General features: G+C 75.5%; 10 protein-coding genes and 1 tRNA gene. All 11 read left to right on the plus strand.

Translation table 11 applies throughout. The features are described from left to right. Positions 1–77 precede the first annotated feature (77 nt). The 11 genes from ACGFIR_RS28975 to ACGFIR_RS29025 all read left to right on the plus strand — a co-directional run bounded on the left by ACGFIR_RS28975 (position 78) and on the right by ACGFIR_RS29025 (position 11,901). A complete protein-coding gene (locus ACGFIR_RS28975; protein ID WP_393008162.1) occupies positions 78–1,655 on the plus strand; it encodes an ankyrin repeat domain-containing protein in 1,578 nt (525 codons plus the stop codon). Positions 1,656–1,701: 46 nt separating this feature from the next. Next, positions 1,702–1,774, plus strand: a tRNA-OTHER gene (locus ACGFIR_RS28980). Positions 1,775–1,799: 25 nt separating this feature from the next. Continuing rightward, the gene (locus ACGFIR_RS28985; protein WP_393148382.1) at positions 1,800–3,323 is read left to right on the plus strand and encodes an SDR family NAD(P)-dependent oxidoreductase; all 1,524 of its coding nucleotides are present in this window, start codon (positions 1,800–1,802) and stop codon (positions 3,321–3,323) included. Continuing rightward, positions 3,320–4,456, plus strand: coding sequence for a gala protein (locus ACGFIR_RS28990; RefSeq protein WP_393148384.1), 1,137 nt, complete (start codon positions 3,320–3,322; stop codon positions 4,454–4,456). The genes ACGFIR_RS28985 and ACGFIR_RS28990 overlap by 4 nt, the downstream gene beginning before the upstream one ends. Beyond that, positions 4,453–6,141 (plus strand): ankyrin repeat domain-containing protein, encoded by a 1,689-nt coding sequence (locus ACGFIR_RS28995; protein WP_393148386.1) that lies wholly within the window; start codon positions 4,453–4,455, stop codon positions 6,139–6,141. The genes ACGFIR_RS28990 and ACGFIR_RS28995 overlap by 4 nt, the downstream gene beginning before the upstream one ends. Next, on the plus strand, positions 6,138–7,319 hold the full coding sequence (locus tag ACGFIR_RS29000; RefSeq protein WP_393148388.1) for an AAA family ATPase: 1,182 nt from the start codon (positions 6,138–6,140) through the stop codon (positions 7,317–7,319). Before ACGFIR_RS28995 ends, ACGFIR_RS29000 begins: the two co-directional genes overlap by 4 nt. After that, the gene (locus ACGFIR_RS29005; RefSeq protein ID WP_393148390.1) at positions 7,316–8,497 is read left to right on the plus strand and encodes a VWA-like domain-containing protein; all 1,182 of its coding nucleotides are present in this window, start codon (positions 7,316–7,318) and stop codon (positions 8,495–8,497) included. The genes ACGFIR_RS29000 and ACGFIR_RS29005 overlap by 4 nt, the downstream gene beginning before the upstream one ends. A gap of 70 nt (positions 8,498–8,567) precedes the next feature. Next, positions 8,568–9,293 (plus strand): FadR/GntR family transcriptional regulator, encoded by a 726-nt coding sequence (locus ACGFIR_RS29010; protein WP_393008150.1) that lies wholly within the window; start codon positions 8,568–8,570, stop codon positions 9,291–9,293. Continuing rightward, positions 9,290–10,141, plus strand: coding sequence for a sterol desaturase family protein (locus tag ACGFIR_RS29015; RefSeq protein WP_393148392.1), 852 nt, complete (start codon positions 9,290–9,292; stop codon positions 10,139–10,141). The genes ACGFIR_RS29010 and ACGFIR_RS29015 overlap by 4 nt, the downstream gene beginning before the upstream one ends. Beyond that, positions 10,138–10,806, plus strand: coding sequence for a lysoplasmalogenase (locus tag ACGFIR_RS29020; protein ID WP_393148394.1), 669 nt, complete (start codon positions 10,138–10,140; stop codon positions 10,804–10,806). Before ACGFIR_RS29015 ends, ACGFIR_RS29020 begins: the two co-directional genes overlap by 4 nt. A 171-nt stretch (positions 10,807–10,977) precedes the next feature. Next, positions 10,978–11,901, plus strand: coding sequence for a polyphosphate polymerase domain-containing protein (locus ACGFIR_RS29025; RefSeq protein ID WP_393148396.1), 924 nt, complete (start codon positions 10,978–10,980; stop codon positions 11,899–11,901). Position 11,902 lies beyond the last annotated feature (1 nt).

Here is an 11,902-nt window from a genome sequence, read left to right on the forward strand (position 1 = left end):
CGGCACGCCCGCCGGCAGGATCGGGATGCCGGTCCGGTCCCGGCCGACCCGCTGACGACGGAACGGGGGGCGTCGAGATGCAACGCCGCCGCGAGCGGGAGAAGCGACTGCGGCTCCTGGCGTACGCCTCCCCGCCGGCCATGGTCGCCGCCGCCACCGACCGCCGGCTGGCGGGCGACTGGCGGGGCGCGTGCGCCGCCGCCCGGATCGACGCGCACGTCGACCTGCGGGACATCGCCACCCGGTACGGCACCGACGAGGCCGCCCGCGTCGAGGGCGAGTTGCGCGGCCTCGCCCCGGACCTGCTGCGCCGGTTCCTGCCCCGCACCGGGTCGCTGGCCCTGCTGCCACGGGCCGCCGTCGTGCTCTCCCGACTGCCCGACCCCGTCGCGACCGGCAGCCGGCCCCACCGGGCTGTCCCGCTACTGGTGGCGACGTTGCCGCCCACCGACCGCGCCCCGCAGCGGATCGGGCTGCGGGTCACCGACAGCCGGCACCTGCCGACCCGGTGGCACGACCTGCCCGGCTGGTGCTGGGACGCGGACGCGGTCGCCACCCGCCGCTGGGCCTACGGCGCCTCGGCGGTCCGCCTCGCCTGGCACGCGCCGGACGGCCGGGCGCACCCGCAGGGTGCCACGACCGCGCCCGGCCCCGCCGACGACCGCGCGACGGAGGTGGAGACGGTGGCCGCGCTGCTGGCCGCCCGGCAACCCGTCGCGGCGTACGAGGCGGCCGGGCTCGCCGTCCCCCCGAACGAGCACGGACAGCACTCCGCCTCGTTGGTGCACAGGCTCACCGCTAACGCGCCGACGCTGCCCGTGCTCGCCGGTGAGACCCGGCGACTGGCCCACCGGTACGGGGCGACGACGCAGTTCAGCGAAGACCGCCGGCTCGCCGTCGACGTCCACGCCGACGGCCGGCTGACCGTACGCGCGGCGGCGTGGAACGAGCCCTTCGCCGGGCCGTGCGCCTTCGCGGTGCCCGCGCCGGCCGACGTGGCGCTGCTGCGCTGGGGCGACCTGACCCCGGACGAGCTGCACCCGCTGGTGCACGAGGCACTGTTCCCCGGCCGGAGCCAGGCGTGGCGGGCCCCGCAGCCGGCGCCGCACCCGCCGATCCGGATCCGGTGCGGGCCACACTGGCACACCGTGCGGGTCTCGGCCGGTCGGCTGGTCACGCCACACCACACCGACGAGGAGCTGCGCCGGGAGTTCCTGCTCGCCGGGCTGGGCGGCCCCGTCAGCGGCTGCGCGGCGGCGGTGCGCGCCTGGCGTACCGGGGCGAAGCCGGTGCCGAAGGAGATCCGCAAGCTTCGGCAGGACCTCTTCGCCCGCGCGTTCCACGGCGACGCCGACGGACTGCTCACCCTGCTCGCCGACGGCATCGACCCGGAGCTGCGCGACAACCAGGGCGGCACGCTGGCGCACTGGCTGCCCTGGCTCGACGACCTCCGGGTGCTCCCGGCGCTCACCGCGGCCGGGCTCGACCTCGACGCACCCGACCGGGACGGCCGTACCCCCGCGCACTCCGCCGCCGCCGCGCTGGCTCCCGAGGTGATGGCGGCCCTGCTCGGAGCCGGCGCCGACCCGGACGCCGTGGACGAGCGGGGTCGCACCGCCGCAGAACTGCTCGCCTTCACGCGGACGCTGACCTGACGTAGCCGACCCGTTGTCGGTGCCCTTCGGTATGCTCCCGCGCGGCGAGGCCGTAGCGCAGAGGTCGACGCGCCTTGACAGCAAGCTGGAGGACGCCGGTTCGAATCCGGCCGGTCTCGCCCCCACCCTCCACGAAGGAGCATCGTGTCCGTCGACCGCGCCGAGCTGGCGGCCTGCCTGGCCGTCCTGGCCCGGCTCGACGACGCCGACCTGGACGAGGCGACCCGGCAGGAGTTGGAGCGCGCGGTCGCCGCCGCCCACCGGGGGGTCAAGCGGCGCGCCAAGGCCCGTCGGGACGCCGCGACCCGGGCAGCGGACCGCGCGCTGCTGGCCGCCGCCACCCGCTTCCGCACCGAGATCCCCGACCCCGCACCGCCCGACGTCGGCATCACAGCGCGCGACGCCGCAGCACCCGACGCCGGTCTCGCAGCACCCGACGCCGGTCTCGCGGCGCACGACGCGAACCTCGCACCACACGACGCGGGCAGCGTGGCGCGCGACGCCGCCAGCGCGGCACCCGACGCAGATCTCACGGCGCACGACGCCGGTCTCGGCGCGGCCGGGCGCGGGACGCTCGGCAGGGCGCGGCACTGCTACGTGTGCAAGCGGTCCTACCGGCAGGTGGATGTCGACTACCACCTGATGTGCCCACCGTGCGCGGCGGAGAACCGCGAGCGGCGCCACGCCCGCTGCGAGCTGACCGGCCGCACCGCCGTGGTGACCGGCGGCCGGGTGAAGATCGGCTTCCACACCGCACTCAAACTGCTCCGCGACGGCGCCGACGTGATCGTGACGACCCGGTTTCCCCGCGACGCGGCCCGCCGCTTCGCCGCCGTACCGGACGCCGACGACTGGGCCGGCCGGCTCTACGTGCACGGGTTGGACCTGCTCGACCTGGCCGGCACGCTCGACTTCGTCGCGCTCGTGGGGCGGCGCTTCGCCGGGCTGGACATCCTGGTCAACAACGCCGCACAGACGCTCCATCGGCCGGCGGCGTACCACCGGGAGGTCCGGGCGGCCGAGTCCGCGGCGTTGGAGGGGCCGGCGGCGCGGATCGCGATCGGCGCGGCGCCTCCCGCCGCCCCCTCGGCCGGGCTGCCGGACGCGTTCCTACCCGCCGGGCAGCTGGAGGCGTTCTTCCCGGCCGGGCGGGTCGACGAGACGGGCCAGCCGCTCGACCTGCGCGAGATCAACTCCTGGGTGCTCAGCGACGCCGACGTCAGCCCGCACGAGTGGTTGCAGGTGCACGTGGTGAACGCCTTCGCGCCCTTCCTCCTCACCTCCCGGCTGCGTCCGCTGATGCAGGCGAGCGCCCACCCGCAGCGGCACGTCGTGCAGGTCTCCGCGATGGAGGGCAGCTACTCCCGCGCCGGCAAGACCACCCGGCACCCGCACACCAACATGGCCAAGGCCTCGCTGAACATGCTGGTCCGCACGGTCGCTCCCGACTACCTGGCCAGCGGCATCCACATGAACAGCGTGGACACCGGCTGGGTCACCGACGAGCGGCCGCACCCCGGCAAGGCGGCCCAGCGCGACCTCGGCTTCCGGCCGCCGCTCGACGTCGTCGACGGGGCCGCCCGGGTCTACGACCCGATCGTGCGCGGCGTGCGCGGCACGCCCGTGAGCGGCCAGTTCCTCAAGGACTACCGGAGCGTGCCCTGGTGACCGACCCGACGCCGGTGCGCTGCCCGGCCATCGCCGACCCCGACGCCGGCCTCGCCGACCCCGGCGACTTCGACCCCCTGCTGGTCCGCCTCGCCGCGCCGGGCACGGTCGCCGGCCCCGAGGTGTTCCCACGCGGCACGGTGCAGCCCGACGGCCGGCTGGACCTGTGCAAGCAGGGCGTCGGCCCGGCGCAGACCGCGCGGATCGTGGCCGCCGCGGTCGACTCCCCGCTGGTGCGGCACCTGCTGCTGGGCACCAACGGCCTCGGCGCCGACGGCGCCCGGGCGGTCGCCGAGGCGCTGCGTCCGGGCCACCACCTCCAGACGCTCTACCTGGGCTGCAACCGGATCGGCCCCACCGGGATCGGCGCGCTCGCCGACCGGCTGGCCGGCGACGACACCGTGCGGGCCCTGTGGCTCAAACGCAACCCGGTCGGCGACGAGGGCGTCCGCCGGCTCGCCGACGCGCTCGCGGTGAACTCCGCCATCCGTACGCTCGACCTGGTCAACGTCGGCATGGGCGTACCCGGGCTGACCGCCCTCGCGGAGGCGCTGGCCGCCCGCGAACGCCCCGTGCGTCGGCTCTTCCTCGGCGGCAACGGCTTCGGGCCGGACGCCGTCGGGGTGCTCGGCACGCTGATCCGCTCCGCCGGTGTCCGGGAGCTCTACCTGGCGGCGAACCACCTCGGGGACGCCGGCGCGGCCGCCCTCGCCGAGTTGGCCGACGGGGTGGAGCTGACGCTCGGGCTGGGCGGCAACGGGATCACCCCCGCCGGGGTCGCGGCGCTGGCCCGGCACCTGGGGTCCTGGCGGGCGCTCGACCTGGCCCGGCCGCCGTCGGAGCGGGCCCTCGGGGCGCAGGGCAACGTGGTCGGCGACGAGGGCGCGGCGGTGCTCGCCGACGCGCTGCCCGCCGCCCGGCTGCGCCGGCTGGACCTGCGGCGTACGGAGATCGGCGGGCGGGGCGCCCGGCGGCTCGTCGAGGCCGTGGCGGAGCACCCGACCCTGGAATACCTCGGCATCAACGGCGGCGTGCCACGACGGCAGCGCCGCCTCGCCTCCGCGCTGCTCGCCGAGCGGCCGGTCAGCGCGCCCCACGAGGACATCCGGGCGATCGCGAGCGTCTACCGGTGAGTCCGCCCGTCATCGACGAGATCCGCACCTGGCAGCGCATCCGCCGGTACGCCGTGCCCGCCGAGATGATCGAGGCGTGCGGCGCGGCCCGGGAGGCCGGGGACTGGCGGGCCGCCTGTGCCGCCGGGCGGATCGACGTGGCGTTCGACCTGGCCGGGGTGGCCCGGGAGCACGGCCGGGCCCGGGCGGAATGGATCGAGGCGGACCTCGGCGTACTCGCCCCGGATCTGCTGCGCTGGCACCTGCCGCGCGTACTCGGCGGCCGCACCGGCGTCGCCACCCACCAGCAGCTCCTGCTGTCCACCATGGACGGGCGGTTCGGTGACGACGACGTCGCGCTGGTGGTGGAGACGCCGAAGACCGTGGACGGGTCGCAGCGCCTGCGGCTGACCGTGCGCCCCGTGCGGGCGGAGGACGTCGTCCGGCAGGACCTGCCGCCGGTGTACTGGAGCGCCGCGCACGTCGACGGTCTCGCCGTCGCGTACGGCGGCTCGCCGGCCCGGCTGCCGGGCTTCGAGGCCGACGGCACCCTCCGGCCGGCCGAGGCGTACGCGACGGTGGTCGACCCGGACGACCCGGCGAGCCGGGCCGAGGTCTTCGACCGGCTCATCGCCGCCGGCGAGGTGTCAGCGGCGTGGGGCGCGGCCGGCGTCGACCTGGGCCCGGACGTCGACCCCCTCGATCGCGGGGCCGCGGACGCGGAGCGGGGCCGCCTGGTCCCGCTGGGGCTGGACGCCGAACTCGCCCGGCTCCACGCCCGCTACGGCGCCGACCGGGTCATGATCGGCTCGGCGTGGCAGCTGGTGGCCGAGGTGCACCGGCTGGGCGACGGCACGGTGGGCGCCGCGTTCGTCGGGTACGACCGGGAGCACTACACCCGCCCCCGGTTCCCCACGGTGGTGCACGAGCGGCCCGTCGACCTGGACCTGCTGCGGCACGGCCTGCTCGACCCCGCAGAACTGCACCCCCTGGTGCGCCGGGCCCTGTTCCCCGCGACGCGATCCGGGTCGACGGCCGCAACGGTGGCAGCGGCCGGGCCGGCGCCGACGGCGCCCGGGGTGCGGGTGAGCGTCCCGGTGCGCTGCGGCAGCGAGTGGCACACCCTCCGGCACGGCGACGGCCGCCTCGACCCGGTCTCGCACACCGCCGAGGAGGTCGCCGCGGAGGAGTTGCTGCGCGCCCTCGGCGGGCGGTCGGCGGGCTGCTTCGCCGCCGCCCAGGCCTGGCGGGGCGGGGCCGGTCGGCTGCCCCGGCCGCTGCGCGGGCTGCGGCGCGACGCGCTGCTCCGCATCCAGCACGGCGGCGCGACGGCGCTGGCCGCGCTGCTCGACGCGGGGCTCGACCCGAGGATGGCCGACGGCCGGGGCGGGACCCTGCTGCACCAGATGCGCGCGGTGGAGGACGTCTCGCTGGTCCGGCGACTGTGTGACGCGGGCGTGCCGATCTCGGCGGCGGACCGTCGCGGACGTACCGCGCTGCACGTGGCCGTCGGCGACGGCGGCACCCCGGAACTGGTCCGCGCGCTGCTGGCCGCCGGGGCCGACCCGACCGTCGGGGACCAGGACGACCTCACCGCCCTCGACCTGGCGGAGGAAAAGGCGTACATGTACGAGGACGAGGACGAGGACGACGTGCGGCCGGTCTCCGAGATCCTGCGGGTACTGCGCGAGTGGACGGGTCGATGACGGCGCCCGCCCGGGCGCTGGCCGCCGCCGACGACCTCGTCGCCGCGACCCGCGCGTGGCGGACGGAGCCGGCCGCCGATCCGAAGGTCGAGGCGCTGGCCCTGGCGGTGTCGGCGAACCTGCCGGTGCTGCTGTGGGGCGAGCCGGGAATCGGCAAGTCCGCCACCCTGCAACAGCTCGCCGACGGGCTGGGCCTGCCGCTGGAGACGGTCATCGCCAGCGTGCACGAGCCGTCGGACTTCGCGGGACTGCCGATCGTCGGGGACTCCCCGGCCACCGACGGCGTGCCGATGGCCCCGCCGGACTGGGCGGTCCGGCTGGCGCGTACCGGATCGGGGCTGCTCTTCTTCGACGAGCTCTCCTCGGCGCCGCCGGCGGTGCAGGCCGCGCTGCTGCGGGTGGTGCTGGAACGCCGGGTCGGTAGCCTCCCGCTGCCGCCGACGGTGCGGATCGTGGCGGCCGCGAACCCGCCGACCAGCGCGGCGGACGGCTGGCACCTCGCCCCGCCGTTGGCGAACCGGTTCGTGCACCTGCACTGGACGCACGACGCCCGCACCGTGGCGCGGGGGCTGGCCGGCACCTGGCCGGCGGTGGTGGTGCCGGCGGTCCGGCCCGGTCGGGCCGCCACGGCGCTGTCCCGGGCCCGGGGCGCGGTGGCGGGTTTCCTCACCGCCCGGCCGGGGCTGACCCACCATCTGCCCGCCGACGCCGAGGCCCGCGGCGGCGCCTGGCCGTCCCCGCGCACCTGGGAGATGGTGTTGCGACTGCTCGCCGTCCACCACGCCGCCGGGGCCGGACCGGAGGCGCTGGCGCTGGCCGTGATCGGCGCGGTGGGCGACGGCGCGGGGCTGGAGTTCGTCACCTACCTGGAGAACCTCGACCTGCCCGACCCGGAGCGGGTGCTCGCCGACCCGGAGGCGTTCCGGCTGCCCGAACGCGGCGACCGGCAGTTGGCGTTCCTGACCGCGGTGATCTCGGCCGTGCAGGCGAAGGTCGACCGGTCGCGCTGGGAGGCCGGCTGGGTGGTGCTGGGCAAGGCGGTCGAGGCGGGGGTGCCGGACGTGGCGGCGCGCGCCGCGATGGATCTCGCGGCGCTGCGCGACACCTCCTGGCCGGTGCCGCCGGCCATCCACGCCTTCGCCGAGGTGCTCGGGCTCTCGGGACGCCTGACCGGATGAGTCCCGACGGTCCCCGGCTGGACCGGACGAAGCTGCTCGCGGCCCGGTTCCGGGCGGCGCAGGACCGGCCCTACCTGGCCACCGCGCTGTACAGCCTCACGGTGGTGGAGTCCCGGGACGTGTCCACCATGGGGGTGGACCGGCGGTGGCGCTGCCACGTCTCGCCGGAGTTCGTCGACCGGCTGCCGGTGCCGCAGCTCGCGGCGGTGTGGATCCACGAGGTCGCCCACCTGCTCCGCGACCACCACGGCCGCGCCGACCGTCTCCCGGCGGCGCAGCGGCGCGACCATCACCGGGTCAACGTCGCGCAGGACTGCGAGATCAACGACGACCTGGTGGCGGACCGCCTGCCGCTGCCGGCCGACCGGCTCGAGCCGGCGACCTTCGGGCTGCCGACGGGCCTGCTGTTCGAGGCGTACCTGCCGCTGCTGCCAGCACACGTGCGGGGACACGAGGCGCCGGACTGCGGTTCGGGGGCGCACGGCGTCGACCGGGCGTGGGAGACCGGCGGTACGGGCGGGGTCAGCGCGGTCGAGGCGGGGGCGATCCGTCGGGAGACGGCACACGCCGTCCGCGCCCACGTCCGGTCCCGGGGCACCGTCGCGGCCGGCTGGGAACGGTGGGCCGCCGAGGTGCTCGAGCCGCGGGTGGACTGGCGGCGGGCGTTGGCCGGTGCGGTACGCGAGGCGACGGCGTGGGCCAGTGGCGCGGTCGACTACACGTACCGGCGCCCCTCGCGGCGTTCCGGGGCGACGCGCGGCGTGGTGCTGCCCAGCCTGCGCCGGCCGGTGCCCCGGGTGGCGATCGTGGTGGACACGTCGGGCTCGATGGGCGACGGTCAGCTCGCGGCGGCGCTCGCCGAGGTGGCCGGGGTGCTGCGGGCGGTCGGGGTCGGCGGCAACCGCGTCACGGTGCTCTCCTGCGACGCGGCCGTGCACGTCGTACGGCGGGTGCACACCGTCGGCGAGGTCCGGCTGGCCGGGGGCGGCGGCACCGACATGCGGGTGGGGATCGACGCCGCGCTGCGCGACCGGCCGCACGTCGTGGTGGTGCTGACCGACGGACTGACGCCGTGGCCGGCCGCGCCGTTGGAGTCCGTGCGGGTGATCGCGGGGCTGATCGGCGGCGGCGCGCCACCGCCCCCGTCCTGGATCACCAGCGTCACCATCGACGACTGAGGCAGCCGCTGACCGGCTTACTGGTCCAACCAGTTGACGGGTTGATGTGTGCCGCGCCACACTCCTCGGCATGGCCTTCGCTCCCGTCCCCCGCTCCTCGGTCTCCGACCACGTCTTCGGCCAGATCCGTGACGCGATCGTCAGCGGCGTCTACCAGCCGGACGAGGCGCTGCCCGGCGAGCGGGAACTGGCCGCCACCTTCGGCGTCAACCGGCACGCCGTGCGGGAGGCCCTGCGCCGGTTGCAGCAGCTCGGCCTGGTGCGGGTCAGCCAGGGCGGCGCCACCCGGGTGCTGGACTGGCGGGTGCACGCCGGGCTCGACCTCGCCCTGTCCCTCACCCGCTTCCACGACAGCCTCCCGGTGCACACCCTGGTCCGCGACATGCTGGAGATGCGGGCCTGCGTCGGCGTCGACGCGGCCCGGCTCTGCGCCGAGCGCGGCGATCCCGCGGTCCGGGCCGCGATCCTGCGGGCCGTCGAGGGGTACGCCGACCTGGCACCCGACCTGGACGCGATGGGCGAGGCCACCATCGTGCTCTGGCGGCACATCGTCGCCGGCTCCGGCAACACCGCCTACCTGCTGGCCTTCAACAGCCTCGTGGCCGGCGCGCTCGCCGTCGGCGAGGTGCCGCCGGAGCGGCGCGCCGCGGAACTGCTCGACGTCGCGGGCCACCGCCGGCTCGCCGACGCCGTCGTCACCGGCCGGGCCGCCGACGCCGCCCGCGAGGCACGGGCACTGCTCACCGCCGCCCTCGCCACCCCCGCAGCAGCAGCGAGAAGGGAAGCCCGGACATGATCCCCGCCGTGCTCTACGCCGTACCGGCGTTCCTGCTCCTCATCGTCGTCGAGGCGCTGTCCTACCGGTTCGCCCCCGACGACGACGAACGCGGCTACGACGTGCGCGACACCGCCACCAGCCTGACCATGGGCGCCGGCAGCCAGGTCATCGGCGTGCCGTGGAAGCTGGCGACGATCGGCCTCTACGCCGCCGCGTACACGCTCTCGCCGTTCCAACTCTCCCCCACCAGCGTCTGGACGTGGGTGCTGCTGTTCTTCGCCGACGACCTCGCCTACTACTGGTTCCACCGCTGCCACCACGAGGTACGGCTGCTCTGGGCCGGCCACGTCGTGCACCACTCCAGCGTCTTCTTCAACCTCTCCACGGCGCTGCGGCAGAGCTGGACGCCGATGACGTCGGTCCCGTTCTGGCTGTGCCTGGCGCTGCTCGGCATCCCCCCGTGGATGATCTTCCTTCAGCAGTCGGTCAGCCTGCTGTACCAGTTCTTCCTGCACACCGAGAGGGTCACCATGCTGCCCCGTCCCGTCGAGTGGTTCTTCAACACACCGTCGCACCACCGGGTCCACCACGGCGCCAACGCCGAGTACCTCGACCGCAACTACGGCGGCATCCTGATCGTCTGGGACCGGCTGTTCGGCACCTTCGAGCCCGAACGGGCCACCGTCCGCTACGGCCTGACCAAGAACATCGGCACGTACAACCCGCTGCGGGTGGTGTCCCACGAGTACCAGGCGATCTGGGCCGACGTACGGGCCGCCTCGTCCTGGCGGCACCGCCTCGGTCACGTGTTCGGCCGGCCGGGCTGGCAGCCCACCGGGCAGGAGCAGCCGGCGGTGGCCCGATGAGGCGCCTGTGGCCGTTCGGCGTGGTCGCCGCCGTCGAGCTGGTCGGCGTCGCGGCCGACTCCGCCGTCCTGCAGTGGTTGGCCAAGCCCCTGCTCGCGCCGGTGCTGCTGGTGTACCTGCTGCGGGCGCGCCGGCGCGTCGACCCCGTCGCGGTCGGGCTGGTCTTCGCGACCGGCGGCGACATCGCGCTGCTGCTCTCGGGTGACACGGCGTTCCTCGTCGGCATGGGCTGCTTCCTCGTCACCCAGGTGGCCTTCCTGACCGCCTTCCTGCGCCACTCGCGGCCACCCGCGGTCGGCCTGATCATCTACCTCTCCCTGTGGGCGATGGCCAACCTGCTGCTGTGGCAGGCCCTCGGCCCGCTGCGGCTGCCGATCCTCGGCTACAGTCTCGCCCTGAGCCTGATGGCCGCCGCCGCGAACGGCGTCTCCCGGCGGGTGGCCCTGGGCGGGGGCCTGTTCCTCCTCTCCGACATGCTGATCGGCCTGGACGTCGCGGACCTGCGGGTGCCCGGCCACGGACTGGCGGTGATGGTCACCTATATCGCGGCCCTGCTGCTCATCACCGTCGGTTGGGTGGCCGCGTCCGACCGCCGCGACCGGAGCGCGGCCGGCGCCGGCCGCACCACCCCCACCCCCGGACCGATCGCCGACGGCGTCCGGTAGCCGCACCCGACGACGAACGCCCCGCCGCCTCGTGGTTGACCGGTGGGCGTTCGTCGTTCCAGCAACGGCGCCGCATGATCATCGCGAATTCACAAGGCATCCACACGTCACCCACAGGTTCGCGGGTTTGGCTGGCACCTGGCCTCGTCCACCTACGAGATCGGTTGCCTCATGCGCCTTTCCTTCCGTGCCCGGCCGGCACCGCCCGGCGCCGTCGGGAACGAACCGCCGGTCCCGGGCGATCGCCCGCCCGCGCCGGCCCGCGACGCCGACCGGGCCGGGCACGGCCTGCGGGCGCCGAGCCGGCTGCACGCCTTCAACCGGTACGAGATCAAGTATCTCGTCGACAGCGCCGCCGCCCGTGCGCTGCGCGAGGAGTTCGCGGGCCGGATGGACCTCGACAGCCACGGCGACGCCAGCGGGTACGGCGTGTGGAGCGTGTACTACGACACGCCTCAGCTGCGCTTCTACTGGGAGAAGATCGAGGGCCTACGGTTCCGCCGCAAGCTGCGGATCCGGCACTACGGTGACCGCTTCGCCGTCACCGACGACACCGTCGTGTACGTCGAGATCAAGCAGCGGGTGAACCGGGTCACCCAGAAGCGCCGCATCGCCCTGCCGTACCGGCTCGCCCGCGACCTGTGCGACCGCCGCGTGCCGGTCGACCACGACGAGTCCCAGCGCGCCTTCGTCGAGGAGGTCCTCGAACTGGTCGGCGGCCTGGACCTGCGGCCGGTCGCGATGACCGGCTACCAGCGGGAGGCGTTCGTCGGCCGGGACGCCGACACGGGCCTCCGGGTCACCATGGACCACCGCGTCCGGGGCCGCGACCGGGACTTCCACCTGGGCGCCGACGCGGAGAACCGGCTCATCGTGCCGGCGAAGCTGTCGGTGGTGGAGATCAAGGCCAACGAGCGGGTGCCGTACTGGCTCACCGACCTGGCGGCCCGGTCGAACATGTCGGTCGTCCGGATGTCCAAGTACTGCCAGGGCGTCGAGGCCTTCGGTCGCGCCCCCCGCTCCGTGTTCCACGTCGTCGACGACGATCCCGCCGCCGACCTGTCCCTGACCACCACCGTCACGAGCGAGGCCTGAG

It is taken from the genome of Micromonospora sp. NPDC049051 (assembly GCF_043197575.1).
Classification (GTDB): domain Bacteria; phylum Actinomycetota; class Actinomycetes; order Mycobacteriales; family Micromonosporaceae; genus Micromonospora.